Annotated in this window: 25 protein-coding genes and 1 pseudogene; 16 read left to right on the forward strand and 10 right to left on the reverse strand. The window is 39.4% G+C overall.

The window, feature by feature from the left end:
* Positions 1 to 227 precede the first annotated feature (227 nt).
* The 4 genes from ACT4_RS17505 to ACT4_RS07360 all read left to right on the forward strand — a co-directional run bounded on the left by ACT4_RS17505 (position 228) and on the right by ACT4_RS07360 (position 2,313).
* Positions 228 to 470: a hypothetical protein gene (locus ACT4_RS17505; RefSeq protein WP_007481083.1), complete on the forward strand. Its 243-nt coding sequence runs from the start codon at positions 228 to 230 to the stop codon at positions 468 to 470.
* Positions 471 to 491: 21 nt separating this feature from the next.
* Positions 492 to 1,130 (forward strand): dethiobiotin synthase, encoded by a 639-nt coding sequence (gene bioD / locus ACT4_RS07350; protein ID WP_007481085.1) that lies wholly within the window; start codon positions 492 to 494, stop codon positions 1,128 to 1,130.
* Between the two features lie 63 nt (positions 1,131 to 1,193).
* Positions 1,194 to 1,628 (forward strand): SMI1/KNR4 family protein, encoded by a 435-nt coding sequence (locus ACT4_RS07355; protein ID WP_007481088.1) that lies wholly within the window; start codon positions 1,194 to 1,196, stop codon positions 1,626 to 1,628.
* Positions 1,629 to 1,644: 16 nt separating this feature from the next.
* A complete protein-coding gene (locus tag ACT4_RS07360) occupies positions 1,645 to 2,313 on the forward strand; it encodes a hypothetical protein (protein WP_007481090.1) in 669 nt (222 codons plus the stop codon).
* 75 nt (positions 2,314 to 2,388) lie between these two features.
* On the opposite strand, the gene ACT4_RS07365 is transcribed toward ACT4_RS07360, so the two are convergent.
* The 5 genes from ACT4_RS07365 to ACT4_RS07385 form a co-directional block, all read right to left on the reverse strand.
* The gene (locus tag ACT4_RS07365) at positions 2,389 to 2,808 is read right to left on the reverse strand and encodes a biopolymer transporter ExbD (RefSeq protein ID WP_004881193.1); all 420 of its coding nucleotides are present in this window, start codon (positions 2,806 to 2,808) and stop codon (positions 2,389 to 2,391) included.
* Between the two features lie 21 nt (positions 2,809 to 2,829).
* The gene (locus ACT4_RS07370; RefSeq protein WP_007481092.1) at positions 2,830 to 3,255 is read right to left on the reverse strand and encodes a biopolymer transporter ExbD; all 426 of its coding nucleotides are present in this window, start codon (positions 3,253 to 3,255) and stop codon (positions 2,830 to 2,832) included.
* A gap of 11 nt (positions 3,256 to 3,266) precedes the next feature.
* Positions 3,267 to 4,142, reverse strand: coding sequence for a MotA/TolQ/ExbB proton channel family protein (locus ACT4_RS07375; protein WP_007481093.1), 876 nt, complete (start codon positions 4,140 to 4,142; stop codon positions 3,267 to 3,269).
* A gap of 39 nt (positions 4,143 to 4,181) precedes the next feature.
* Entirely contained in the window at positions 4,182 to 4,889 is a 708-nt protein-coding gene (locus ACT4_RS07380; RefSeq protein ID WP_007481094.1) for an energy transducer TonB, read from the reverse strand.
* Between the two features lie 151 nt (positions 4,890 to 5,040).
* Positions 5,041 to 7,725 (reverse strand): TonB-dependent receptor, encoded by a 2,685-nt coding sequence (locus ACT4_RS07385; protein ID WP_171054783.1) that lies wholly within the window; start codon positions 7,723 to 7,725, stop codon positions 5,041 to 5,043.
* 656 nt (positions 7,726 to 8,381) lie between these two features.
* Between ACT4_RS07385 and ACT4_RS07390 the strand changes: the two genes are divergently transcribed.
* The 6 genes from ACT4_RS07390 to ACT4_RS07415 are packed head-to-tail and all read left to right on the forward strand — an operon-like array spanning position 8,382 to position 17,876.
* A complete protein-coding gene (locus tag ACT4_RS07390; protein ID WP_034604753.1) occupies positions 8,382 to 10,169 on the forward strand; it encodes an ABC transporter substrate-binding protein in 1,788 nt (595 codons plus the stop codon).
* Positions 10,170 to 10,179: 10 nt separating this feature from the next.
* Entirely contained in the window at positions 10,180 to 11,991 is a 1,812-nt protein-coding gene (locus ACT4_RS07395) for an ABC transporter substrate-binding protein (RefSeq protein ID WP_007481099.1), read from the forward strand.
* 22 nt (positions 11,992 to 12,013) lie between these two features.
* Complete coding sequence (locus tag ACT4_RS07400; RefSeq protein ID WP_007481101.1) at positions 12,014 to 14,029, forward strand: M3 family metallopeptidase; 2,016 nt, start codon at positions 12,014 to 12,016, stop codon at positions 14,027 to 14,029.
* 12 nt (positions 14,030 to 14,041) lie between these two features.
* Complete coding sequence (locus ACT4_RS07405) at positions 14,042 to 14,980, forward strand: ABC transporter permease (protein ID WP_004881178.1); 939 nt, start codon at positions 14,042 to 14,044, stop codon at positions 14,978 to 14,980.
* An 8-nt stretch (positions 14,981 to 14,988) separates the two neighbouring features.
* Positions 14,989 to 16,131: an ABC transporter permease gene (locus ACT4_RS07410; protein ID WP_007481103.1), complete on the forward strand. Its 1,143-nt coding sequence runs from the start codon at positions 14,989 to 14,991 to the stop codon at positions 16,129 to 16,131.
* A gap of 14 nt (positions 16,132 to 16,145) precedes the next feature.
* A complete protein-coding gene (locus tag ACT4_RS07415) occupies positions 16,146 to 17,876 on the forward strand; it encodes an ABC transporter ATP-binding protein (protein ID WP_007481105.1) in 1,731 nt (576 codons plus the stop codon).
* A 51-nt stretch (positions 17,877 to 17,927) separates the two neighbouring features.
* Here ACT4_RS07415 and rluB read toward each other — a convergent pair whose 3' ends face one another.
* The 3 genes from rluB to ACT4_RS07430 are packed head-to-tail and all read right to left on the reverse strand — an operon-like array spanning position 17,928 to position 20,305.
* Positions 17,928 to 18,872 (reverse strand): 23S rRNA pseudouridine(2605) synthase RluB, encoded by a 945-nt coding sequence (rluB, locus tag ACT4_RS07420; RefSeq protein WP_007481106.1) that lies wholly within the window; start codon positions 18,870 to 18,872, stop codon positions 17,928 to 17,930.
* A 42-nt stretch (positions 18,873 to 18,914) separates the two neighbouring features.
* A complete protein-coding gene (gene scpB / locus ACT4_RS07425; protein ID WP_171054787.1) occupies positions 18,915 to 19,481 on the reverse strand; it encodes an SMC-Scp complex subunit ScpB in 567 nt (188 codons plus the stop codon).
* 29 nt (positions 19,482 to 19,510) lie between these two features.
* Positions 19,511 to 20,305 carry a ScpA family protein gene (locus ACT4_RS07430; protein WP_007481108.1) on the reverse strand — a complete coding sequence of 265 codons (795 nt, stop codon included), beginning with the start codon at positions 20,303 to 20,305 and terminating at the stop codon, positions 19,511 to 19,513.
* Positions 20,306 to 20,544: 239 nt separating this feature from the next.
* On the opposite strand from ACT4_RS07430, the gene ACT4_RS07435 reads away from it, so the two are divergent.
* Both ACT4_RS07435 and ACT4_RS07440 read left to right on the forward strand, forming a co-directional pair.
* On the forward strand, positions 20,545 to 21,276 hold the full coding sequence (locus tag ACT4_RS07435; RefSeq protein ID WP_007481110.1) for a GNAT family N-acetyltransferase: 732 nt from the start codon (positions 20,545 to 20,547) through the stop codon (positions 21,274 to 21,276).
* 152 nt (positions 21,277 to 21,428) lie between these two features.
* Positions 21,429 to 21,911, forward strand: coding sequence for a hypothetical protein (locus ACT4_RS07440; protein ID WP_007481117.1), 483 nt, complete (start codon positions 21,429 to 21,431; stop codon positions 21,909 to 21,911).
* A 100-nt stretch (positions 21,912 to 22,011) separates the two neighbouring features.
* Here the strand turns inward: ACT4_RS07440 and ACT4_RS07445 are convergent.
* Together ACT4_RS07445 and ACT4_RS07450 are read right to left on the reverse strand one after the other, a co-directional pair.
* Positions 22,012 to 22,628, reverse strand: a pseudogene (locus ACT4_RS07445) (L-threonylcarbamoyladenylate synthase).
* An 89-nt stretch (positions 22,629 to 22,717) separates the two neighbouring features.
* Positions 22,718 to 23,380: an elongation factor P hydroxylase gene (locus ACT4_RS07450; RefSeq protein ID WP_007481122.1), complete on the reverse strand. Its 663-nt coding sequence runs from the start codon at positions 23,378 to 23,380 to the stop codon at positions 22,718 to 22,720.
* Between the two features lie 96 nt (positions 23,381 to 23,476).
* Here ACT4_RS07450 and ACT4_RS07455 point away from each other — a divergent pair, with 96 nt between their 5' ends.
* The 4 genes from ACT4_RS07455 to fabG all read left to right on the forward strand — a co-directional run bounded on the left by ACT4_RS07455 (position 23,477) and on the right by fabG (position 26,216).
* A complete protein-coding gene (locus tag ACT4_RS07455) occupies positions 23,477 to 24,037 on the forward strand; it encodes a DUF177 domain-containing protein (RefSeq protein ID WP_004881163.1) in 561 nt (186 codons plus the stop codon).
* Positions 24,038 to 24,115: 78 nt separating this feature from the next.
* Positions 24,116 to 24,301, forward strand: coding sequence for a 50S ribosomal protein L32 (gene rpmF / locus ACT4_RS07460; RefSeq protein WP_004638135.1), 186 nt, complete (start codon positions 24,116 to 24,118; stop codon positions 24,299 to 24,301).
* Positions 24,302 to 24,498: 197 nt separating this feature from the next.
* Entirely contained in the window at positions 24,499 to 25,485 is a 987-nt protein-coding gene (gene fabD, locus ACT4_RS07465; protein ID WP_007481126.1) for an ACP S-malonyltransferase, read from the forward strand.
* Positions 25,482 to 26,216, forward strand: a complete 735-nt coding sequence (fabG, locus tag ACT4_RS07470; RefSeq protein WP_007481127.1) for a 3-oxoacyl-ACP reductase FabG — start codon at positions 25,482 to 25,484, stop codon at positions 26,214 to 26,216. Before fabD ends, fabG begins: the two co-directional genes overlap by 4 nt.
* Positions 26,217 to 26,221 lie beyond the last annotated feature (5 nt).

Genomic DNA, 26,221 nt, shown 5'->3' on the forward strand with positions numbered 1-26,221 from the left:
AGAAAATATGATCAAGTATGCTGGTTATTCAATTATAGTTAGCCTGTTTTTGCTTATATTTTATGAGTTTGAATTTGGAGTAATGATACTGGTAACTGGTATTTCATTAGGTATATTTGGTTTTTTACAAAAAAGTATAGTAATAAGTTATTTATTTTTTATTAAAAATTATATTGATGATTTTTGTTGGTTACTCTATATATTTTTCATTTGAGATTTCATCATATATGCAACTAAAAGCACCAATTCAAAAAATATGTGGTCTTGTTAAAAATATAAATATCTCAAACAGTAGACATACACCAAATACATTTGAGCTAGTAGGTGAACAAAAAGTAGTCACTTTTTTATATTATCAAGAGAATAAAGAGCTGCTTTCATCATCAAATATTTGTATTGAATATGCTTTTGATGATCGATGGGAAAGTTATCCTCGTGTTTTTAAAATTGAACCTGAATCGATCCATTAAATGTAAAGTGAAAGAAAAGAGATGAAAGGTATTTATTTTGTCAGCGGTATTGATACAGAAATTGGGAAAACTTATGCCACAGGTTATCTCGCCAAACTTTGGACTGAACAAGGGCAGCGAGTTATTACCCAAAAATTAGTTCAAACGGGTAATATAGATATCTCTGAAGATATTGAAAAACACCGTGAAATTATGGGTAGTGGCTGGTTTCAGGAAGATCATGAAAAATTGACCATGCCTGAAATTTTTACTTATCCTGCCTCGCCGCATTTAGCCACACGTTTAGATGGACGAGACTTAGATTTCGCGAAAATTGAAGCTGCGACTAAAGAATTGGCTCAGCGGTTTGAGGTCGTATTGTTAGAAGGTGCTGGCGGCTTGATGGTGCCTTTAACCACAGAATTGTTGACTATTGATTATATCGCTCAGCATCAATTTCCTGTGATTTTGGTGACTTCTGGGCGTTTGGGCAGTATTAATCATACTTTATTGAGTTTAGAAGCATTAAAGCAGCGTGGTTTGAGTTTGCATGCTTTGGTGTATAACTTAAAAGATGAGTCGAAAGATCCACTTATTTCTAAAGATACAGCGGATTATTTAAAAACTTATTTAGCAAAGCATTTTCCTGATGCTCAATGGATTGAGTTGGAAAAGTTTTAAAATAGAAAACCTATTTAAAGAGCTGATTAATGAAATAAAAAAGATTGGACAATTCCAAAACATATGGATTCCATCTCTCACGACCTGCTTTTTAGGTGCCAATTTTTTCATGGTTTTATCGGGATAGATGAGCTTCTTATTGATTTACCAATAGAGTTTGTTGAGTTTTACAAATTAGCAAATGGAGCTTATCTATTTGAAGATATTGTTTATGGTCAATGGGGATTGCAATTGTTGGATGCTTTTTTAATTCAAGAGAAAACACGAGATTTCATAGAAGGAAATAGTGATTATTTAAAAGGAGATTTAATTGTTGGCGAGTTTTTGGGTGACAGTGATCTTTTATTATTAAGAACTGATCCATCAAAAAATGATTATGGTTCTATGATGATTGTAACGCCATTAGATAGTAGAAATAATTGGAATAATCTTGAATTAAATTTCTATAATTTTATTACAGAGTATGTGAGTGAATTAGGGCAAAAATTTTGGGAATAAGAGAGGGAGATTATTTGTGGATATTAAATACTATCTAGCCAGTTCAGTATTTTTATTGAGTTCATTGCTTTCAGTAGTGCATGCTGCTGTCCCGACAGATAAAACCATCATTAGTTGGATTACCAACCTTCAAGACTCAAATGCTAATCCACCACAAGCCATTCAGATTGATCATACTGAAAAAGTGAAATTAGTTTCGGGTGAAGAAGCTTATTTATCTGGTGTGAGTTTTGAAAATGCAGGTCGTAACTTTTGGGCAGGTTATGTGCTGACTCGACCAAAGCTCAAACAGGCTCAGATATTAAAAGAGTTCGGTGGGCAATCGAATACATTTAAAGTGCATCCAAGTGTGTACAAGGGTAAATCGATTGAATTAGTTGAAATCGAAAGTGCTGGCTCAGGACAGGGTGCAGTCGAATCTACAAAAAGTTTAGTTTATCTCAACCAATGGAATGCAAAGTTAATAACAGAAGTTCAAGAGTCATCTTATGCTGGACGTTTTGATGAAAAACTTGAAAGCGAAGATTGTCGTACTGGTGCTGATAATACTGGCTATTTAAATGTGATGCCTTATTCTTCGTTTGTTGTTAAAACGACAGTCATGGGCGATGCATGTGATGACAAACCGAAAGGCTATAAGGTGAATAGCACCATCATCCCTATTGTGGTGAATGAAATAAAATAAAAAAAGCTAACAAGCGAGCTTGTTAGCATAGGAGCAACTTAGAGTTGTGAAGCTTAGTTGATTGTTTTTATTTTTCTAGTTATTACTGACAATTCCTATTTTAGTGACATTGCTTTGCTGAGCTAAAGCCATCACCATCGCAATATTTTTATATTCTGCTTGGGCATCAGGTTTAAATTTAATTTGATCCTGATCTGCCTTTTGAGCCACATTTTCAAACAGTGCTTTTAGTGCTTGGCGATCCGCGACCACCTGATCATTCCAAAAAATCTGACCTTGAGCATCGACACGTAAATTGATCACTTCAGGCGGTTTTTGGTCAGTCGGCGGCGGAGGCGTACCGTTTGGCAAGTTGATATTAATGGCATTATTTGGGATTGGAATTGTGATGATGAACATGATTAACAATACCAACATGACATCAATTAAAGGTGTCATGTTGACATCAAGCATGACATCATCTTCACTACTTTTTGGACCGACATTCATACCCATGAGTGACTCCTTAATCTGACCTTATGGTGAACTAGGTGGTGTAGTGACAAATGCGATTTTGCCAATACCAGCTTGTTGAGTTGTACTTATAACCTGATCAATCGCCTCATAATGTGTAAGTTGGTCGCCACGAATATGAACCTCAGGTTGAGGGCGTTTTTGCGCCTCAACTTGAAGACGTGCAAGCAAGGTTTCTTTATTTGCAACGTGTTGTTCATTCCAAAAAATATCGCCAGTTTTATTGACTGAGAGCTGAATATTTTGTGGTGTGGTGGCATAAGGCGTATTTTTTTCTTCAGGAAGTTTGACTGGAACGGTATGTGTGACGACTGGAACAGTAATTAAAAAGATAATTAGCAATACCAACATGATGTCGACAAGTGGAGTCGTATTTATCGTTCCGATTACATCATCGTCACTTTGATCTGAATTAATCATCATGCCCATAATCGTATTCCTTATTTAGAATTACGGTTTGGGTGATTGCTGTTTAGGTCACCACTGAGAAGTACAGCATGTAGGTCTGAGCCGAAAGAGCGGACATTGTCCATCACGGCTTTATTGCGGCGAGTGAGCCAGTTATAACCAAGTACAGCTGGTACTGCGACAGCAAGGCCAATTGCAGTCATGATAAGTGCTTCACCAACAGGTCCAGCAACTTTATCGATAGATGCTTGTCCTGAAATGCCGATTGCAGTTAATGCGTGGTAGATACCCCAGACTGTGCCAAATAATCCAACGAAAGGCGCAGTTGAACCGACGGTAGCGAGGAAAGCTAAACCATTGCCAAGATGACTTTGGACTTTTTCAATTGCACGTTGAATTGAGATCGTTACCCAAGTGTTGAAATCGATACGTTCTAATAAGGTGCCGTCATGGTGCTTTGTTGAGTGAATGCCTTTTTCAGCAATATACCGATAGGTACTGCTAGGATCTAAACTTTCTTTTGCACTATTTAATGTATCTGCTTCCCAGAAGTTACGTTCAGCTTCAGTGCCGTGACGCTTGATTTTACTTTGTTGAAATACTTTAGAAAAAATGATGTACCACGTTCCAATTGACATCAGAACTAAAATAAAAAGTGTGGTTTTTGCGACGAGATCACCTTCACGCCATAGTGCCTCTAAGCCATAAGGGTTATGTACTTTTTCTTCAGTAGCGGGTAACGGTGGCGGAGTTGGTGTGGCTTGGGTAACGGCTTCAGTATTTGTTGTTGTGACAGCCGTTGCTTGCGTAGTTTCATCAGCCCATACCGTGTGAAATGGTAATAATGTACTGGTAGAAATGAGACCGATTGCTGCGAAGCGTGCGATATGTTTTGCTGTTTTATTCATCTTAAATTCTCCAAAAATTTGTTTCATTTATTCAATTAATTAAGAAATTGTGAAAGAGTATTCAACTTCATACCAATCTTGTTGAGGTACGCCATCTTTCATTGCGGGAGTAAATGTACATAGACTAAATGCTTTCGAAGCGGCTTTATCTAAGGCTCTAACTCCACTGGATTTCTTAACTTTTGCATCTATCACTTTTCCTGAACCATCTACTAGAAGACGCATTCGAACAGTACCTTCTTCACCTGCCATTTCTTGTTCACGTGGATAGTCTGGTTTTTTACAGCCAGCTTCACCTTCGGAAACACCACGTGAAATGCCTGCTGGTTTAGCTGGAGCGGAAGGTGCGGCTGCAACGGTTGGAGCTGCAACTGGACTTGGACTTGCTGCAACAGGTGATGGTGTAGGAGTTGCATCCGTAGCCTTTGTTGTCTGAGTCGGTGCAGGCTTTTGAACAGGTTTCACAGCCTCAACTGGTTTCGGTGGTGGATCAGGAATTTTTGCCACTTTCTCTACCATTTTTGGTGGTTCTGGTGGCTTTTCCTCTGGTTTTGGTGGTGGAGGCGGCGGTGGTTCAATATCTTGAATAATCTGAAGTTCTACAGGCTTCTCGACAGGTTTGATAAAGTCAGTCGCTAAACTGGTCATCAGAATATAGGCGATCACGAGGTGTAAGAATAAAACCACACCAATACCGACTAGGCGTTTGGCGGATTGATTTTCACTCTCAGAAAAGGGTATGCCCATAATTGCTCCTGAAATTGTAATCATCAATTCACGTTTAACTTGTGAAGGAAAAGGTTCGTAATGGGGGAAATACAGACCATTTTTCCTTGTGTGAATTGATGATTACGGTGGATCACTACAGCATCAAAATCATGTTGTAGTGATGAACATATTAAAATTTGAAAGTGCTACGAACGAAGTAAGTACGACCGAGTACATCTGCATAACGTGGGTCATAACCCATTTGGAAGTTATCCAATACATTTGATGCTGGTGGTTCTGCATCAAACATATTTTTAATACCTAAGGTGAGTTCTACGTTTTTGAAGCCTTTGTAGGTTCCTGAGAGGTTGTAGGTTGTGTAGTCACTAACTTTATGGTTTTGACCATCAGAGTTTTGATCTTTATAACCTTTAGAGAAGTTTTGTTGAAGGTTGAGTGCCCAGTTTTCATAGCGCCAATCTAGATTTGCAGTATGTTTCCAACGTAGAACAATGGCTTGATAGTCTAGACCTGCATAGCTACCAGCAACACCAATCCACGGCATACCTTCATCTTCTTGATATTTGTAATCAGTAACATAAGTTCCATCAATGCTGAAGCCAACCTGACCAGTACTTGTCATTGGTGAACGCCAAGCCATGCTTGCATCAAAACCTGAGGTTTTAATACCACCTAAGTTTTGTTGTACTGTATTGATATAATTGAGTGAACCGTCTGCATTTCGAACAAATTTATCTGCATATTTTTCAGGATCACCGAAAATAGCCGTCTCAGAGATAGTTGTAATTTGATTTTTAACTTTGATATCAAAGTAATCTAGAGTGAAAACAAGATTTTTTGTTGGTTGGAACACCACACCTGCGGTGAATGAATCGGACTTTTCAGGTTCTAAGTCTTTGTTACCGCCATTTTGACGATCAAACTGCATTCCGCAGTCACGCGCGGGTAATGCACCAGTAGCAGGAACACCACCCGGACAAAGAACAGGGTCATTATAAGTTGCAGCGGTATTGGTAATCGAAGTTGGTGAGTACATTTCGCTAAGCGTTGGCGCTCTAAAGCCTTTGGTATAGCTTGTTCTGAACATCAACTGTTTGTTTGGTTCCCAACGAAGAGAGAATTTGGGATTGAATGTGTCACCAAAATCGCTGTAATCATCGTATCGCGCGGCAAGCTGAGCTTCTAATGTTTTATGAAGTGGGATATGGAGCTCTGTGAATACTGCCTTGATGTTTCGAGAACCTTCATTAATCGGTTCATTTGGATCTACACCAGTACTCGGTGCAACGCTGGCAATTTCAGAGATAGTTTTTGATTGCCAATCGTCTTTGCGGTAACTTACTCCAACTGCAAAACCTACATCGCCTGCTGGAAGAGTATAAATAGGGCGACTAGCAGTGAAATCAACGATTGTTGAATCTAATTTAGCATCTAAATATTTACCTTTAACGCCTAATGTACTCCAAACATCACCATCTTCTGCTGCTTGAGGTCCAAATGGGTTAAGCGTGCCATTGAGTAAAGCTTCTGCTGTTTTATCGTAGTTAAGATAACCACTTAAAATATTATCAGCAGCATTACTTCGTGCATATGTTACCCCTGTATTAATATCCCAGCCGTATGCTTCACCTTCGATACCAGCAAAAATACGATGTGAATCATTGACACTGTTACTAATACGATTGCCAGCTTGCGAACGTAAATATAGTTCTAAAGGACCGCTGACATTATCCATTGCTGGAGTGATGCCATTACCTGGATAATATTTACTAGTTGGGCTCATTGGTAAATCAAAAAATACATCTGGAGCAACAGAGGTGGTTACCTCATTGCGTGCATATAAATATTCCCCAATCGCATTAAAGTTATCATTGATTTTTGCAGTGACTCGCCCCATGACAGAAACATCTTCAGTTTTAGGAACGATACCGATCACGGCTTGGCTGTTATAACGGCAAGTTACGCCATCATTACTAAAAAATAATGGGTTGTCCCCACAGCCTGAACTCGCATAGGGGTTGCCAAAAGTACCTGTTTTTGTATCGTATAGGTTTGCAGGAAATGAGCCACTACTGGTTCTATTCACACCTAATTCAGGTATAACACCACCGCGACGACTGACCTTACGGTCTTGTGCCATAACATCTTCGCCACGACGATAATCAACTACACCAAATGCATTGAAACCATCTTCATCTAAGTCACCGAAACCACCAAAAATAGAATAATTTTGTTGTTCACCACCTTTTTGTTCAGGCTTTTGATAACCAGCACTGAAATTTAAGCCATTGAATTGTTTTTTGGTAATGAAGTTCACAACACCACCAATCGCGTCTGTTCCATAAACGGCGGAAGCACCATCTTTCAGAACTTCAATACGATCGAGCATCGCAAGAGGGATGATATTGAGATTGGCAACGCCACTGTCATAAGCATTGGCAGCAAGGCGTCTGCCGTTTAAGAGTACTAAGGTTTTATTTGAACCTAATCCGCGTAAGTTAGCAGATGAGCCAACAGTTCTACTCGCACCAACGTTTGATGCGGTAACGAAGTTTGATTGGTTGGCTGTAATTTTTGCTAAAGCCTCCTCTGTTGTCGTGATCCCTTGTTTTAAAATTTCATCGACTTTTACGATGGTTATTGGTGATGCACTTTGTGCAGCAACGCCCTTGATCGATGAACCTGTAACTGCAACTTTTACGACTTTCGTCGGTTTCTCATCGGTAGATGATTCTGTTTCAGCAGCATGGGTCATAGTTAAACACAACATACTTAGGCTCAGGGTACTGAGTTTTAGTATGCATTTGCTCGCTTTTGGCATAGCACTTGATTGAACGAAATTGGTATTTTTCATTGAATTTATAACCCCTAAATAGATGGTCACTCTAAAAGAATGAACAAAAGCGTTTTAGCAAGACATGTGCCAAATACGATTTTTAAGGGGGATTTAAACTCGATTTTAAAGTGTAAAAGTGTTCTACTTTTAAAAATAAGTTTTTCATATTTTTACTAATTATTAAAAAAATATGAAATTAAAAAAATTTTTAAATTGTCATTTTTTTACAAAAACCATAATTTTTTTATGAGCATTAAAATGAATCATGCTATTTTTATGATGCGTTAAATTGGTGCGAATTAATTTTATTTTAGTTATTTTAGGTGTTTAGCTATAGATATTTATTTGATTAAAAAAGTATATAAGAAAATATGATTTGGCATAAAGTTACTCTTCATTAAGATGAGAAAAAATAATATTTTAGACTATGTGTTAAAAGTTTTTTAATTGATAAAACTATTTTATTTGAAAAGTGGCATGAAAATAGCAAATGTTTTCTGGTCTTAAAGTAGATTTTTCCACTTTTATTATTTTTACGAAAGGTAAAAAATAATTAAATTTATGATTTTGCTAAGAAAGGTCATTTAATTAAATGAAGGTGGTTAAGTCTTTGTGTGGTTGAATGCTATTCGAAAGTCTAGTATTTATTAAAAAACGATAATGTGAGCATTGAGTTGAAGTCTAAATTTTTTACGGTCACGTTGTTTTCAACCGTTGTTGCATTTGCGCCGATGGGATATACCAAAACCCCAGCACAAGCTGACAAAGTTCTTCGAATCGCTTTTGAAGCACCTGATGATGGTTTTGATATGGTGAAAACCTTCAATTTTTATAGTGGCAATGTTGCGGATGTTATTTTTGAAAGGCTTGTCCAATACGATTATTTAGCTAATCCAGTAAAACTAGTTCCATCTACGGCTGAAAGTATGCCGAACATTCAGGACAATGGGAAAGTTTATATTTTTAAAATAAAACCAGGTATTTATTTTACAGACGATCCCGCTTTCAAAGGTAAACGGCGAGAGCTAGTTGCTGAAGATTATATTTATTCAATTAAACGTATTTTAGATCCGAAAAACCACTCCTCATCTTTTGCTTTTATCGATCATAAAATTGTCGGCGCAAATGCACTTGTCGATCAAGCGAAGAAGTCAGGAAAATTTAATTATGATGCTTCTATTCAGGGTCTAAAAGCTTTAGATCGATACACGATTCAATTTACTTTGACCCAGCCTGATTATAATTTTCCATATATTTTGGCATATAGCACATTTGGTGCGACAGCTCGCGAAGTAGTTGAATACTATAAAGACCGTTTAGGTATGCATCCTGTAGGTACAGGACCTTATATGCTAAGTAAATACGTACCACGAAGCAAAATTGAATTGGTTGCAAATCCTGATTATCGCGGCTTTGTTTGGAATTTTAAGTCCACTGGAACAGCTTGGGATAATCAACTGGTTAAAGAAATGAGTGGTAAGCAAATGCCGCAAATTGGTAAGGTCAACATTAGTATTATCGAAGAAGAGCAATCTCGTTGGTTGGCATTTCAATCGAAACAACTCGATTTTGACAAAGTCACTGCGAATGCTATTCCCAAAGTCCTCGATCAAAATAATCATTTAAAATCTGAGATGAAAAACAAAGGTGTTCAGCTTTATCGCAATAAAGAGGCTGAGATTACCTATTCTATGTTGAATATGCGAGATCCGATTGTCGGTGGCTCATCTTTAGATAAAGTTGCACTGAGACGAGCAATAGCACTGTCATTTGATGTAAATGAATATATTCGTATTTTAAGAAAAGGACAGGCTGTAAAAGCTGAAATGCTTGTGCCAGCTGGGGTGAATGGTCATAACCCAAATTATCGCAGCAGTATCGGATACAACCCTGTTTTAGCCAATAAACTACTTGATCGATTTGGTTATAAAAAAGGGGATGATGGCTATCGCACATTGCCTGATGGTAAAGCACTGACTTTGAAAATAAATACTGAAAGTGGCTCGGCTTCTGTGATGTATTCAGAGTTGTGGAAGAAGAGTTTAGATGCGATTGGGATTCGATCTGATTTTAGAGTCAGCAATTTTGCCGATAATTTAAAAGCAGCAACGCAATGTCAATACATGATGTGGAGTGGCGCTTGGCATGCGGATTACCCTGAGGGAGAGAATTTTACTCAACTTCTTTATGGGCCTAATGTCGGACGCGGTAATCAGTCATGTTATCAGTCAGATGCTTATGACAATTTATATCGACAAGCGATGCAACAACCGCCTGAAAAACGAATGCCGTTTTACGAAAAAATGAGTCGACAAATAGAAGCAGATACGACTTGGATTTTACAAGATACACGAATTAGAAACTGGCTGATTCAACCAGAAGTTCAAGGTTTTAAAGCCCATCCAATTATGAATTCCAATTGGCAATATTTAGATATTGCTTCACCACGTCAAAATAAGTGATGAGTTTATGATGAAGCAAAAGTTTAAACTTTCTTTACCTCGCTATGCTTTAGCGCTTTTGATTGGTAGCTCTATCAGCTTAAGTGCAGCATGGACTGAGGCTAAAAGCCCAGCAGATCCGAACAAGGTTTTGCGATATGTATTTCCTGTTGCCGAAACAGGGTTTGACCCTGCTGGTGTGCATGATCTGTATTCGGCGCATGTCAATGGTTCGATTTTTGAAACGCTATTTACTTATGATTATTTGGCTTCACCTGCAAAATTGGTACCCCGCACAGCAGTGGCATTACCAGAAGTCAGTGCAGATGGTTTGACCTATACCATTCGTGTGAAAAAGGGTATTTATTTTGCCGATGATCCCGCTTTCAAAGGTAAAAAACGAGAGCTGACAGCTGCAGATTATGCTTACACATTCAAACGTTTGCTTGATCCAACATTGCGTTCACCAAATAGTTGGTTGTTGGATGGGCGAGTCGTGGGGATGGAAGCCTTACAGAAGAAAGCGCAAAAAACAGGAAAATTTGATTACGACCAACCTGTTGCTGGTTTGCAAATGCCTGATCGCTATACGTTGGTGATTCGCCTAACAAGCCCTGATCAAAACTTCCCAATGTTATTGGCACATCAGCCTGCTGGTGCTGTTGCACGAGAAGTGATTGAAAAATATCGAAACAAAGCTGGCTTTGCGATGGGACATCCTGTAGGCACAGGGCCATATATGTTGTCGAGCTGGACGCCGGGTTCACGGATTATTTTAAAAGCCAATCCAGACTTTAGAAGTTTTGTTTGGAACTTTAAAGCAAGCTCAGCGGATGATGAAAAGATCGTTAAAGCCATGCAAGGCAAGCTAATGCCACAAATTGGTGTGATTGATATACAAGTGATGGAAGAGGGGCAGTCTCGTTGGTTGTCGTTTAGCAAAGATGAAGTTGATCTATTTCAATTAGAGGGTGAGCTTGTTTCCCAAGCCATAAAGGATGGAAAGCTTAAACCTGAATTAGTTAAAAAAGGCGTGCAACTGTCTCGGATTGTTGATCCTTCAATTGATTATCACTATTGGAATATGCAAAACCCCGTTGTCGGTGGAATAAGTAAAGAGAAAATTGCACTTCGCCGTGCGATGTCGATGGCTTTTTCCGCGGATAACTATATCAATATCTTGCAAAAAGGCGATGCAAAAAAACTACAAGCCTTGATTCCCGAAGGAATTGTGGGGTACGACCCAAATTATAGAAGTAGTATTCCTTATTCAGTCAAAGCCGCGAATTTATTGTTAGATCGCTATCACTATAAAGTGGGGGCAAATGGTTGGCGAACTTTGCCGAATGGTAAGCCCTTAGTCATTGAAATGACGGTGAGTGGAAATAGTTTGCGTAGTCAACAACAAGCTGAGTACTGGAAGAAAATTTTGGATAGTCTAAAGATCCAAATGACGACACAGTCTTTACCTTTTTCAGAAGCATTAAAGTTAGAAAAACAATGTAAAACCATGTTTAAAACATCTGCTTGGATCGCTGATTATCCTGATGCTGATAATTTTATGCAGCTGTTCTATAGCAAAAATATTCATGCCAGTAATAACAGTTGTACCAGTATTCCTGAATTTGATCGTTTATATGAGCAGACACAAAAAATGGCACCCGGACCTGAGCGTGATGCCTTATATCGCAAGATGTCACGGGTACTAGAAGTGTACATGCCTGTACAGGTCATTGGCGCTCGTTACCGAAATATTCTAGCGCAACCTCGCGTAATTGGATTTAAAAAGCATCCCATTCTGCCTGCTGAATGGATGTACATTGATATTGACATGAAGAAATAGAAATTAAAAAACTGGAGTAGTGATGAAAAATCAAACATTCAAATTGACCACATTATGTCTATGTGCAATCGGAGCAAGCCAAATTGCTGTTGCTGAAACGGCTGTTCGTCAGACCTTACCTCAATTTCAAGCCAAAGACATTCCAGTGCTCTGTGATGAGAAAATTAATGAAGTCAAAAATCAGTTGAAGAACTTGGAGACATTAAAATTAAAGCAAGATGCTCCTGCTGCACCTGTGCTTGCTGAATGGGATCGTATTTTTGCATCTTTTGAAGATTTTTATGGCCCGATTGGCTTATATAGCAATGTTTCTCCCGATGAGGCCGTGCGCAAAGCATCTGATGACTGTGAAATTAAAATTAGCCAGTTCCAAACCGATATTTTGCAAAACCCAAAGCTATATCAGCAATTTAAAAAGCTAAAAGCATTGGATGCAATTGATACTAAATTCCGCGATGACATTCTCTATGACTTTGAAAAAACGGGCATTCAGTTACCAGCGGCTAAGCAAAAACGCTTAAAAGCGATCTTGGATGAACTCACAAAAATTGAGCAAGAATATGCCCGTAATGTCCGCGATAATCAGGAAAAACTTGAATTCACTCCAGATGAACTCAAAGGATTACCGCAAAGTTATATTGACGGTTTAAAGAAAAATGATGAAGGTAACTATTTACTCGGTTTTGAATATCCTGAATATCGCCCATTTATGGAATTGGCGGACAATGATGATGCGCGTAAACGTTATCAAATAGCATTCACTCGTCGTGGTGGAGAAAGGAATTTAGCCTTACTCAAGCAAGCGATGGATTTGCGATATGAACTTGCGCAATTGTTTGGCAAGGCAAACTATGCGGAGTGGGTTTTACAAAAACGTATGGCAAAAACACCTGAAGCTGTTAATAAATTTCTAGCCGATGTTCACGCCACAGTTGCGCCTTTAGAACAAAAAGAAGTCGATACTTTACGTGCTTTCAAAGCCAAAACTTTAAATATCCCACTTGAGCAAGCCACAATTGAACGATGGAGCGAAGCGTATTGGAGTGAAAAATTACGCAAAGCCGAGTATCAAGTTGATCAAGAACAGTTACGTGATTATTTTCCAACTCAAGCTGCACAAGATTGGTTATTTGCAATTTCATCTAATTTGTATGGCATCGAATTTAAACCCGTGAAAGTTGCTGCTTGGCAAGATGAAGTTGAATATTACGACGTCAATGATGCTAAAACAGGGAAGCTTTTGGGTGGACTTTATATGGATAAATTTCCACGCGAAGGAAAGTATGGGCACGCTGCGGTATGGGGCGTTTATGGCGGCAGCACACTCACACAACGTAAACCGATTTCTGCTTTAGTCACTAACTTTAACCGTAAAGGTTTAAATAGCGATGAGTTAGAAACTTTCGTACATGAGTTTGGACATGCCTTACATGGCATTTTATCTAACACACGTTATTCCTCTCAATCAGGTACTTCAGTGGAACGCGACTTTGTTGAAGCACCTTCGCAGATGTATGAAGAGTGGGCGAGACGTAAAGAAACACTGTCTAAAGTTGCTGATTACTGTAAACCCGCTTGCCCTCGTGTAGATGATGCTTTAATTGCGAAGTTAAATGCAGTGCACAATTATGGTCGTGGTTTACGTTATGCACGTCAGGCACTCTATGCACAATATGATATGGCGTTACATGGCAGCGATGCTTTAAAAGTACAGCCATTAGATGTTTGGAAAAAAATGGAAAGTGCAACAGCACTGGGTTATGTACCAACGACAGAGTTTCCAGGGCAATTTGGTCATATCATGGGGGGCTATCAAGTTGGCTACTATGGCTATATGTGGTCTGAAGTGATGGCTTTAGATATGTTGTCAGCCTTTGGAAATAACCTAAATAATCCAGAAGTAGGGCAACGCTACCGACAAACGATTTTATCTCAAGGTAGTCAAAAACCAGCACAAGCACTCGTTGAAGATTTTCTTGGGCGAAAACCTGATAACAAAGCTTTCTTTGATGAAATTACAGGTCAACGAGTGAAATAAGGGAGCATCTTTATGCTGGCATATATCATACGACGTATATGGCAGATGATCCCGACCATGCTTGGGGTTGTACTGCTGATTTTCTTCCTGTTTAACTGGGTAGGAGGCGATCCTGCCTATATCTTGGCAGGGAAAATGTCGAATCCAGAACAGATCGAAAATATCCGACAGCAGCTCGGTATTGATCAACCTTACTATGTTCAGCTGTGGATTTTTATTAAGCAGATATTAACCTTTGATTATGGTGTGAGTTGGAGTACAGGTGAATCTGTATCTCAAATCATTATGACGCGTTTAGGGCCATCACTGACCTTATTGATCCCGTTGGTGGTGCTTCAAACGGTGATCTCAATCATTCTTGCGTTGGCTGTTTCTGCGGTTCGTGGCAGCTTGACTGATCGTATGGTGATGATGATGTGCACGATAGGCATGTCGATCAGTATTTTAGTTTATATCATTGTTTTTCAATATTTCTTTGCTTATCAGTTGAGTTGGTTTCCAGTTCAAGGGTGGAGTGATCGTTTTACTGAAAATTTATTCAAATATTCACTATTACCTATTCTGATTATGCTAGTGGTGAGTATTGCTCCAACTCTACGTTTATACCGCAGTTTTGTATTAGATGAAGTCAATCAGGACTATGTTCGTACCGCGCGTGCTAAAGGTGTGAGTGAGCGTCGTGTATTTGGTGTACACGTGCTGCGTAATGCATCTATTCCAATCGTGACAGATGTGATGGCAACCTTGCCAGCATTATTGATCGGTGCATTTTTGATTGAGCGTTTCTTTGGGATTCCGGGAATTGGGCGGGAAGTGATTATTGCGGTTGAGCGTAGTGATTTCCCTGTGATTAAAGCGATTACCGTGTATGTCGCCGCAGCAACGATGATTTTTAATCTCATCGCAGATCTGGTCTATAAATTGATTGATCCACGTGTGCAGTTGAAGTAGGTGGGAATATGCTGAGTATATTATTGAAAAAAAAGGCAGCTACTTCATCTGACACAGCTTCGTCAGGATTATGGCAGTTAGCAATGCGACGTTTAAAAGCAGATCGTATTGCGATGGCTTCTTTATTCGTGGTGTTGTGCTATTTCTTGGTGTTGATTTTGTCTGTGACGGGTGTGATTGCTTCAGACTGGAATAAAGAGGTTGCGGTAAGTTACGCACCCCCGAGTTTCATCGGTGCAGATAAGAGCGATAATCAGGCTGAGCAAAAAACTGAGGTGATTGAAGCTTTACCAGAGAATCCTGTTGATCCTTTAAAAGATGTGATTCATGAATTAAATGCTGAAATTGCTAAAGAGCAAAAAACAGGTTCACCAGTTGATTATTATGGTGTGGTCGATCCACTCGCAGAAGATATGCAAACGATTGATCAGCAACTTGATGGACATTTACTTGATCAACAAGTCGAACTTAAACAAACCTTGCCATTTGGGGCTGATAAATGGGGACAAGATGTCCTATTGAAAACCATTAAAGGTGCAGAAACTTCTATTCTTGTAGGATTGTTATCGGCTTTGCTTGCTGTTGTCATCGGTACATTTTTGGGGGCAATTGCGGGTTACTTTGGTGGTTGGGTGGATGATGTCTTGAACTGGTTCTACAACATTTTTACCTCCATTCCTTATTTACTCTTGGTTCTTGCAATTGCTGCAGTACTTCAACAAAAAGGAATTTTGTCAATTGTCCTGATCTTAGGCTTGACAGGCTGGACAGGCGTGTTTCGTCTTATTAGGGCAGAATACATGAAACATAAGTCACGCGAATATGTTCTTGCTGCCAAAGCGATTGGTGTGAGTCATTTACGCCGTATGTTTGTACATATCTTTCCAAACGTTAGCCATATTGCCTTAGTGCAGATTTCAATTTTAGTTGTCGCATTTATCAAATCAGAAGTGATCTTGAGTTTCTTGGGTTTTGGTGTTCCTGTTGGCGTGGTGTCATGGGGCAGTATGTTGAATGAAGCGCAAAGTGAATTGATCTTAGGGAAATGGTGGCAATTGGCAGCTGCATCAATTGCAATGGCAGTATTGGTGACAGCATTTTCAATGTTCACTGATGCATTACGTGATGCATTAGATCCTAAACTGAAATAGCGGAGAGAAATAAGATGAATCATCATGATCAAGAAACGCTATTAAATGTCGAAAATCTTCATGTCAGTTTTAAGGGTGAAAATAAACAGTGGATTGAAACGGTCAAAGGCATTTCATTTTCGATTCCTAAAAATAAAACAGTCGCTTTGGTCGGAGAGTCGGGAAGTGGTAAATCCGTAACCTCGCTTGCAATCATGGGCTTGTTACCCAAAGGTCAGAGTCAAATTGCGACGCAAAGCCGAATTACATTTGAAGACAAAGACTTGTTAAATCTTTCTATGCGTGAAATTCGGAACATTTGTGGTAAAGAAATTGCCATGATTTTCCAAGAGCCGATGTCTTCTTTGAATCCTGTTTTTACGGTTGGCGATCAAATTGCTGAAGTGTTACGAATTCATCTTGGCATGGGGCGTAAACAAGCACGAGCGCGCGTACTTGAGTTGTTAAAAGAGGTGGGGATTCCGTCACCTGAGACCAAGATAGATGCTTATCCAAGCCAGCTATCAGGTGGTCAACAGCAGCGGATTATGATCGCAATGGCGATTGCTTGTGAACCGAAATTGTTGATTGCCGATGAACCGACCACTGCACTCGACGTGACCATTCAAAAGCAAATTATTGATTTATTAGAGTCACTACGCCAACGCCGTCAAATGTCGATGCTGTTCATCACTCATGATTTGGCATTGGTCGGTGAAATTGCCGATCAAGTGATTGTAATGCGTCACGGTGAAATTCGTGAATGTGGCGAAGCCAAGCAGGTGCTCGAACAACCAAATGACGTTTATACACGCGCTTTATTGCATTGTCGTCCTCAGTTATCAGCTCGTCCTTATCGTTTACCTGTGACCAGTGACTTTATGAAACAGGAAAATGGTGAATTGGTTGAGGCGATTAATTTATCCACCTTTCACTTGCAAGAGCGTACACGTGGTGTAACAGGTGAAGAACCGATTGTGTTGGATGTGAAAGATTTGAAAAAGTCTTTTTATAGTCGTAAAGGGCTATGGGGACGTGACGAGTTTCAAGCAGTTAAAGGCGTATCTTTTCAACTGGCAAAGGGTAAAACCTTAGGGTTAGTCGGGGAGTCAGGTTCAGGTAAAACCACCATAGGTCTATTGTTAATGCGCTTGCATGAAGCAACTGGTGGTCAAGCCTTAATCGATGGAAAAGATATTTTGGCAATGTCTGAGAAAGAGTTTGCTCAGTACCAACGGAAAATACAGATCATTTTTCAAAATCCTTATGCATCGCTTAATCCGCGTTTTACGATTGGGCAGATTCTACTTGAGCCGATGCGTATTCATGGCATTGGTCAAGACGATACGGAACGTAAGAAAATTGCTTTAGAGTTATTAGAGCGCGTCAGTTTACCTGCTCAAGCTTTTGATCGTTATCCACATGAATTTTCGGGTGGTCAGCGTCAGCGTATTGCGATTGCACGATGCTTAACTTTAAAGCCTGAGATTCTGATTTGTGATGAATCCGTTTCAGCGTTGGATGTATCGGTACAAGCTCAGGTGTTGAACTTACTGCAAGATTTACAGGATGAATTCGGTTTGAGCTATATCTTTATTTCACATGATTTATCCGTTGTGAAATATATTTCGGATCAAGTGATGGTAATGAATCATGGCGAATTGGTTGAGATTGCCAATTCAGATGAGTTATATCTACATCCACAGCATGAATATACGAAGAAGTTACTCAATGCGATTCCTCAAGGGGTGACTTCAACGCATTAACAGCAATAAAAAACGCTCTAATAAGAGCGTTTTTTATATCAGTACAAAGGATTAAAACTTCTTAAAACCTTTATTGAAACCAATCGTTTTACGACCGTTACTATTATTGCCATTACCACTTGAACGTTGTTGTGGTTGATCTTGTTCATCATCACGACGTTGTTGGCGTAAATAACCACCACGACGAGCTGCAATTGGTTTATCAGTCATACGTTCAGTACGACGTTTTGCCATACCAAATAAACCTGTACCTTGACGCGGTTTTAACTCAACTGATTTCGCTAAGTTATCAATATCCGTTTTATCCAGCTCCATCCAACGACCAGTACGCAATTCGCGTGGCAGAATCACGGTACCGTAACGGGTACGTAATAGACGGCTTACTTTTAAGCTTTGTGATTCAAAGATACGACGTACTTCACGGTTACGACCTTCTTTTACAACCACTTGATACCAACGGTTGATACCGTCACCACCAATTTCAGAGAATGACTCAAATTTTGCTGGGCCATCTTCAAGTTCCACGCCTTTGAGCATGTTATTGCGAATTTGCGGTGTGACTTCACCCATGACACGTACAGCGTATTCACGCTCAACTTCATTTGAAGGGTGCATTAAACGATTTGCAAGCTCACCATCATTTGTAAATAGCAAAAGACCTGTACTGTTAATATCGAGACGACCAACCATCACCCAACGATCATTGGCGATTTGGGGTAAATGATCAAATACAGTTGGACGCTTTTCAGGATCGTTGCGTGAGCAAATTTCACCTTCAGGCTTATAGTAAATTAAAACGCGACGACGAATTTCATCTTCAACTTGGAATTGTACTTTACGACCATCGATACGAAGTTCATCTGTTGGTTCGATACGTTCGCCGACTTGCGCAATTTTACCATTGATGCTGACACGACCAGCAGCAATGACTTCCTCCATATAGCGACGCGAGCCAAGCCCGACTCTCGCCAACACCTTTTGTAATTTTTCACTCATGACAGCACAACCTTAGACATAATGATCAACAGTTCACCTTTCTCAGGACTTCGGCGCATGCGCGTCAAGTGCCATGAATGCTTCCTTGGCGTTCTGTAGGGGAGGCAATTGACCTAGCGAGGCTAAACCAAAAGCATTTAAAAATTGGGGCGTTGTCACTAACAACGCAGGTCTTCCAGGCAAATCTCTAAAACCAGACTCTTTGATCCAGTTCCAGTCAAATAACGTTCTTAAATTTTGACTATTATTTGATACACCACGAATTTGTTCAATATCTGCACGAGTTACAGGCTGATGATAAGCAATCACAGCAACCGTTTCGAGTAACGATGGTGATAGTTTCGTTGGGCGTTCAGGCCACACCTGAGCAATAATATTTCGATATTTTGCTCGGACTTGAAAGCGAAAGCCTTGTGCAGTTTCAATCAGTTCAATTGAACGGCCATGTTGCAACATCGCAAGTTGCTGCAAAAATGTACGTAATTGCTGTTTATTATATTGGTTTTGAAAAGCTTCTTTTAGTCTTGCAAGAGAAACTGGTGAGTCACTGGCAAATAAAATCGCTTCAATTTGTAGCAATACATCATGATGAATATCTTCTAAAGACATTCCTTCATTGGCATCAAATTGATCTAAACTCACGTAGCAACTCCTTGAATGGTTAAAGGAGCTTCAATACCTGTATGAATAATTTGGATTCTTTGTTGACGGGTGAGTTCAAGAACCGCCATAAATGTCACAACCATTCCCATACGACCTTGCTTGGGATTTAATAGTTCAATAAAACTGAGTGCTTCGCCTGATGCCAATTGGCTTTCAATAAATGCAATTCGTTCTTCAAGCAAAACTGGCTCTTGTGCAACGACATGTGTAACTGGTTCTGGACGATTGAAAACATAAAATAATGCATCATGCAAAGCTTCGACATCATAGCCTTCATAAATTGGAGCAATATGACCGATACTGACATTGGCACTAAAGGTATCCCGCTCAAAAATTGGCATTTGACCGAGTCTTTCAGCAGCTTGTTTGATGCGTAAATAGGTTTCTAGACGATCAATCAGTTCTTGTTTTGGATCTTTTTCAAATTGGTCGATTGCTGTTGGTTTCGGTAATAACAGGCGAGATTTTAGATCAGCCAATAAAGCCGCCATCACCATATAATCTGCGGTCAACTCGATATTGAGTGACTTCATACTATCCATGTATGAAAGATATTGAGTCGCAATCGGAGAAATATCTAACTGTAGTAAATCAAAGCCATTCTTTTGGATCAAATAAATCAAGAAGTCTAAAGGACCTTCAAATTGTTCAAGTAAAATTTCGAACGCAGCAGGGGGAATGTACAAATCTTCAGGTATGACTTCTTGCCACTCGTCGAGCACGCGAATGGAAGGAGTTAACTCCGATGTAGAGGGAAGAATTTGGTTCATTACCGTTATAAGCCACGCGAATTTTCAAAAGCATGAAAGAGATTTTTTGTGTGCTTGAGATGACACAAGCCGCAAAGAGCTACGCTATTCTAATCGAAATGCCTCATTTAATAAATTACTCACTTACAAAAACCTTAAGCTTCTTAGGGTATTTTTTGTGTTTATGCACTATCGCATAGGTCATAGATATAATTTATGGTTAAATTAAATACTGAAATGATGCTAAACCATAAATTCCAATGAAAAATTACTTAAAAACACAGCAAAATTCACTTGGTCAGGAAGTCGGCTATTCCATTGATAACCCTATTGTATGCCAGCAACTACAAACCAATTTGTTTGGGCATAGTGTAGGGTTGTTGAACACTTTAAATGATCTGACTGAGCTTGGAATAGATCAAATTTGGGAGTGTGTAGCCACTGAACCAAATGAAGGGTGTTGGACTTACCTTCCATATCAACCTCCTTCTGATCGAGAGAAGTTAAAGCTGTCTTTACTCAATCTTTTTGGTTTTAAAGATTCAACGCATTTTTTGATTGAAGTGAACGGAGAAGTTCATGGATGGATTGCGTTGTTAAATCCTAGGCTTGAGCATGGCGTTATTGAAATAGGTAATGTTTATTTTTCACATAAAATGAAACAATCAAAAGCTGCAACAGAGGTTATCTTTTTATTATTACAACAATGTTTTAAGCAAGAATTTCGACGTGTTGAATGGAAATGTGATGACGCGAATCAACCATCTAAAGCAGCGGCCTTGCGCTTTGGTTTTCAATACGAAGGACTATTTAGACAAGATCGTATCGTCAAAGGGCGTAATAGGAATACAGCATGGTTTTCAATCATTGATGAAGAATGGTCTCATTTAGAGCAAGCCTATCAACACTGGCTAAATTCAGAAAATTTTGATGCAAATGGTATTCAGAAAAAGCGTTTATCTGACTTCATGTCAGTATTTAAAAGTTTATGATCGAAACAATAGCCTTTTTGTTGTCTGTCGGAAATATAAAATGGTTTTAAAATTTTAATATGATTTTTATTGTCTTTCGACATAATTTATTAATAATGCAGCTATAAATAATTTTAAATTTCATCACTATAAGTTAAATAATTGGGGGTCGTATGAATATCAAATTTATTACAATTGGTTTGGTAATTATTGGTGCATTATATTTTGGTACAGAAAAATATTGGCAGCATGAATTTGAGGAACAACAGCGTAACGAACTTAAAAGCCTTACATTTGATGAAAAAATGCAAGAAGAAATTAGAGGCTTGCCAATCAAAGGGGATATTTTGAATCAATATCCAAATATTTTCTTATATATGAGTTTTACTGCTGATTTACCGAAGAATATAGAAACTCAAATTAAGTCAAAGTTAGCAGAGAATAGCCAAAAATTGATATGTCGTTATTTTTCTGAGGTATCCGATCAAGATGATAAATATAAAGATCGCGCTAAAGCAATCGTTAATGTTATTGAGGAAGATAATATAACAATGACATATATTGCAAAAAATCGTTTAGGTGACATTTTGCTTGAACATAAGCAAGTCTTGTCACAGTGCCCTGAATTTATAAATTTAAAGCAAAGTATTTCATAGCATATTAGTCTTTAATCTATTAAAAATAATTAAAAAATCTTTTTAACTTATTTTAGCAGTTTAAAACGCTTTCAGTTTTAGGCTGCTAAACTCAATATTGTTATTCAAACGCACTGACATCACCGACGCCACGACGAACGATTTCTGGGTTTTCACCCGATAAATCTACGATACTGGTAGTTGATAAAGTGCCAAAACCACCATCAATAAACACATCAATACGTTTGCCTAACTGATTTTCAATATCGTAAGGATCATCAAGTGGATCTTTTTGATCAGGTAAAATTAATGTACTGGTCAATAACGGTTCCCCGAGTTCTTGCAGTAACGCTTGAGCAATTGGATTACTTGGAATACGTAAACCTATGGTTTTTTCTTTGGGTGCATCAATCGCTTAGGAACTTCACTTGTTGCAGGCAGGATAAAAGTGGTTACGGCAGGGGTGTTGTTCTTGAGGAGTCGATACATCGCATTGTCGACTTTGGCATATGTGGCAATATCAGACAAGTCACAACACATAATTGCATACTGATGTTTTGGGCCTAAGCCACGAATTTGTGCAATTCGCTCCATTGCATTCTTATTTCCGATTTGGCAACCAATCGCATAGGCTGCATCTGTTGGATAGACAACGACATCACCAGCACGAATACGGTCAACGGCTTGAGTAATCAGACGGGCTTGTGGATTCTCAGGATGAATATGTAGATGTAACATGATTAAACTCCCTGATTGATATACCGTTAAATTGAGTATGAAACTTGTTGCTGCTGAGATGCAAGTGTTTGCTGTGGTAATTTTGTCATTTAATTCAGCGATTCACGTTTAAATTCATCAAGTTGTAATGGCTTTCCATTGCGAGTACAGATACAGATGTAATGAATAAAATGTGCCGCATCAAGAGGCAATTTTGCTTCACCAGAAAAATAACGTTGAACTTGCATAAAAACATTGTCTTTAAAATGCTGTCCATTTCCGCCATCACCTGTCAGATTGTCGAGAGACACGCGAAATTTACGACCAAATGCAATCGCAAATAACCATTCTATCGCTTGTGGTTTAATTTCCACCTGTTCAAATAACGCTTGTTGTTCTGCGCTTCGACCGTCTGGTGCATACCAATAACCAAGGTCTGGTAATAGTCGACGTTGCGCTCCAGAAATCGTCCAATGACTGATTTCATGCAGAGCACTATTAAAGAAACCATGTGCAAATTGGATTCTTGCGGGATGTTCTATAGTTGCTGGGAAATATTCTGGTTCAAAATCACCTTTAACAAGCGTGACATTATGGTGGGAAAACCAGTGATTAAAGTGTAAAATAAGCCAATCAACTTGTTCTGCTTCTGTTGTTAACTTTTGCCAAGATGAACGTTGCACTTGATCGGGCGTTAATGCAGGAACAGATGTTGAATGGGTGCTAACAAGTAATGAAGTTGTTACTTCAAGTTGCGGCTGCAACAGGTGCATTGCTTAATTTACCCCGAGTTCTGTCTAAAGAAGTGCAAAATTGTATCTTAATCTTTGACAGAGTACCGATGAATTTGTAGAATTGCCGCCTTAATTATGTCAGCAAATACCTTTCCGGCACAGATTGAGCCGTTTAAATGGGCTGAACAGGGCTTTACATGGTCAGGCACACTGCCATTGTCTCGCTTTGCTCGTATCGCTCGTGAAGCTGTTGGATCAATTAATGATCAATTGATCAACATAGACTGTAAGCTATCAATGGATGCCTATCATCGCATTGTATGGTTAGATGCACATGTTGAAACAAAAGTTCCGATGGAGTGCCAACGTTGTTTGGATACTGTCGAGACTCCACTTGTTTTAGATGTTCGTTTAGCTTTGATTGATGATGAGTCACTGATAGAGCGCTTGGATGAGGATGCTGATTTCATCGTTTTAGGTGAAAGTGAATCTTCGAAAAAAGGTGATTTTGATACACCTGCTTCGATTGATTTGCTCGCATTGCTAGAAGATGAATTGTTATTGTTGATGCCTCTATCTCCCAAACATGATGTTTGTGAGCATAAACATCAACCTGTCGTTCAGGAAGTTGTCGAAGAAAAGCGGGATAACCCGTTTGATGTTTTGGCAAGTTTGAAAGGCAAACTTAACTCATAACACAATTTGTGTTATTATGTTGAGTTAAGACAACTGAATTTTTTCTGATCCATTTTTCGATCTTTGTAAGGAGCCATCATGGCCGTTCAGCAAAACCGTAAAAGTCGCTCTCGCCGTGACATGCGCCGTTCACATGACGCTTTAACCGAGAATGCATTATCTGTAGACCAAACTACTGGTGAAACTCATCGTCGTCACCACGTGACTAAAGACGGTATTTACCGTGGTCGTCAATTATTCGCTAAAGCAGCTGATGCTGAATAATTGAGTCATATGCATTAAGCGTTAGCTTAAAGTATAAAAAAAATGGGAGCGAAAGCTCCCTTTTTTGTTGTTTTTCGCAATTATAAAACGATTTAATCAATGGTAAATTGCCGCATCGGGAAAGAGTCTGTTGTCATTCTCATGTAAAATCATGAGTGTTGATGAAATTGGCGATAGACCATTTGAAGGATTTTTATATGTCGACTAAACGACTTGAGCAGGCTGCTCAAGCAACAAAAACTGCATTTGTTTTTCCTGGTCAGGGTTCACAAAAAGTAGGTATGTTAGCTGAACTTGCTGAGCAATTTAGTGTGGTTCAAGAAACTTTTGCTGAAGCGTCTGAAGCGCTTGGTTTTGATCTGTGGCATATCGCGCAAAGCGGAGAAGGTCTTGATCAAACTGAGAATACTCAGCCTGTCTTACTTACAGCAAGTATTGCATTGTGGCGAGTTTGGTTAGAGCTTGGGGGCGTTGCACCAAAATACTTAGCTGGTCATTCTCTTGGCGAATACAGTGCGTTGGTCGCGGCAGAAGCGATGACGCTTGCAGATGCAGTTAAGTTGGTTAATTTACGTGGTAAGTTAATGCAAAGTGCTGTTCCTCAAGGTGAAGGTGCAATGGCTGCGATTCTTGGCTTGGCTGATGAAAAAGTGATTGAACTTTGTCAAAAAGCGTCTGCTACAGGGCAAGGTTCAGTTGAGGCAGCCAATTATAATGCTCAAGGTCAAGTTGTGATTGCTGGAAGTGCAGCTTTGGTTCAGCAAGTGATGGCTGAAGCAAAAGAGCAATCAGGCAAAGCAATCGCATTACCAGTTTCAGTACCGTCTCATTGCACATTGATGAAGCCAGCAGCAGAAAAGTTTGCTGAAGCTTTGGAACAAACTGCCATTGAGCTACCACACCTTCCTGTAATACAAAATGTCAACGCGGAAATCGCGATAGATGTTGCTCAGTTGCGTCAAGCTTTAACGGCTCAATTGTACGAATCAGTACAATGGACCAAGACGATGCAATATCTACAAGATCAAGGTATTCAGTATGTGGTTGAGTGTGGGCCAGGGACTGTACTTAGCAATCTTGCAAAGCGATTACCGAACATAGAAAAAGCTTTTGCCATTGATAGCAAAGCTCGTATGGAAGATGCCCTAAACGCAGTGTTAGTGGCAGAAGGAAAAATTGCATGACACAACAACGAAAAGTTGCGTTAGTGACAGGAGCAAGCCGAGGAATTGGCGCAGCAATTGCACAGCAACTCATTCAAGACGGTTTTTTTGTAGTTGGTACAGCCACTTCTGAATCAGGCGCGCAAAAACTCACAGAGAGCTTTGCCGAGAATGGTGCAGGCGCAGTATTAGATGTTCGTGATGGCGAGGCGATTGATGCACTTGTTTCAGATATTGAACAAAAATATGGTTCGGTTTTGGTTCTCGTAAATAATGCGGGTATTACCAAAGACAATTTATTATTGCGTATGTCTGAAGATGATTGGGATGACATTCTCAATATCCATCTCAAAGCAGTCTACCGCTTATCTAAGCGTGTACTGAAAGGCATGACCAAAGCTCGTTTTGGGCGCATTATTAATATCAGTTCTGTTGTTGCGCACTTTGCTAACCCAGGCCAAGCAAACTATTCAGCTGCCAAAGCTGGTATTGAAGCGTTTAGCCGTAGTTTAGCAAAAGAGATGGGTAGTCGTCAGATTACTGTAAATAGTGTTGCACCAGGCTTTATTGCAACTGAAATGACTGATCAGTTAAGCGAAGAGATTCGTAAAAAAATGACAGATCAAGTCGCTTTAAATCGTCTAGGTGAACCTCAAGATATTGCTGATGCAGTGAGTTTCCTTGCTAGCGATAAGGCAAGTTACATTACTGGTACAGTTTTACACGTAAATGGTGGTTTATACATGGCCTAAGTGGT

This window comes from Acinetobacter sp. NBRC 100985 (assembly GCF_000241225.1).
Taxonomy (GTDB): domain Bacteria; phylum Pseudomonadota; class Gammaproteobacteria; order Pseudomonadales; family Moraxellaceae; genus Acinetobacter; species Acinetobacter venetianus.

Excerpts from the sequence above, each read along its gene's own strand:
- ACT4_RS17505 (WP_007481083.1), top strand. The coding sequence starts at position 228 with ATGCAACTAAAAGCACCAATTCAAAAAATATGTGGTCTTGTTAAAAAT.
- bioD (WP_007481085.1), top strand. The coding sequence starts at position 492 with ATGAAAGGTATTTATTTTGTCAGCGGTATTGATACAGAAATTGGGAAA.
- ACT4_RS07355 (WP_007481088.1), top strand. The coding sequence starts at position 1,194 with ATGGATTCCATCTCTCACGACCTGCTTTTTAGGTGCCAATTTTTTCAT.
- ACT4_RS07365 (WP_004881193.1), bottom strand. The coding sequence starts at position 2,808 with ATGGGTATGAATGTCGGTCCAAAAAGTAGTGAAGATGATGTCATGCTT.
- ACT4_RS07370 (WP_007481092.1), bottom strand. The coding sequence starts at position 3,255 with ATGGGCATGATGATTAATTCAGATCAAAGTGACGATGATGTAATCGGA.
- ACT4_RS07375 (WP_007481093.1), bottom strand. The coding sequence starts at position 4,142 with ATGAATAAAACAGCAAAACATATCGCACGCTTCGCAGCAATCGGTCTC.
- ACT4_RS07380 (WP_007481094.1), bottom strand. The coding sequence starts at position 4,889 with ATGGGCATACCCTTTTCTGAGAGTGAAAATCAATCCGCCAAACGCCTA.
- ACT4_RS07385 (WP_171054783.1), bottom strand. The coding sequence starts at position 7,725 with ATGAAAAATACCAATTTCGTTCAATCAAGTGCTATGCCAAAAGCGAGC.
- ACT4_RS07395 (WP_007481099.1), top strand. The coding sequence starts at position 10,180 with ATGAAGCAAAAGTTTAAACTTTCTTTACCTCGCTATGCTTTAGCGCTT.
- ACT4_RS07400 (WP_007481101.1), top strand. The coding sequence starts at position 12,014 with ATGAAAAATCAAACATTCAAATTGACCACATTATGTCTATGTGCAATC.
- ACT4_RS07405 (WP_004881178.1), top strand. The coding sequence starts at position 14,042 with ATGCTGGCATATATCATACGACGTATATGGCAGATGATCCCGACCATG.
- ACT4_RS07410 (WP_007481103.1), top strand. The coding sequence starts at position 14,989 with ATGCTGAGTATATTATTGAAAAAAAAGGCAGCTACTTCATCTGACACA.
- ACT4_RS07415 (WP_007481105.1), top strand. The coding sequence starts at position 16,146 with ATGAATCATCATGATCAAGAAACGCTATTAAATGTCGAAAATCTTCAT.
- rluB (WP_007481106.1), bottom strand. The coding sequence starts at position 18,872 with ATGAGTGAAAAATTACAAAAGGTGTTGGCGAGAGTCGGGCTTGGCTCG.
- scpB (WP_171054787.1), bottom strand. The coding sequence starts at position 19,481 with ATGTCTTTAGAAGATATTCATCATGATGTATTGCTACAAATTGAAGCG.
- ACT4_RS07430 (WP_007481108.1), bottom strand. The coding sequence starts at position 20,305 with ATGAACCAAATTCTTCCCTCTACATCGGAGTTAACTCCTTCCATTCGC.
- ACT4_RS07435 (WP_007481110.1), top strand. The coding sequence starts at position 20,545 with ATGAAAAATTACTTAAAAACACAGCAAAATTCACTTGGTCAGGAAGTC.
- ACT4_RS07440 (WP_007481117.1), top strand. The coding sequence starts at position 21,429 with ATGAATATCAAATTTATTACAATTGGTTTGGTAATTATTGGTGCATTA.
- ACT4_RS07450 (WP_007481122.1), bottom strand. The coding sequence starts at position 23,380 with ATGCACCTGTTGCAGCCGCAACTTGAAGTAACAACTTCATTACTTGTT.
- ACT4_RS07455 (WP_004881163.1), top strand. The coding sequence starts at position 23,477 with ATGTCAGCAAATACCTTTCCGGCACAGATTGAGCCGTTTAAATGGGCT.
- rpmF (WP_004638135.1), top strand. The coding sequence starts at position 24,116 with ATGGCCGTTCAGCAAAACCGTAAAAGTCGCTCTCGCCGTGACATGCGC.
- fabD (WP_007481126.1), top strand. The coding sequence starts at position 24,499 with ATGTCGACTAAACGACTTGAGCAGGCTGCTCAAGCAACAAAAACTGCA.
- fabG (WP_007481127.1), top strand. The coding sequence starts at position 25,482 with ATGACACAACAACGAAAAGTTGCGTTAGTGACAGGAGCAAGCCGAGGA.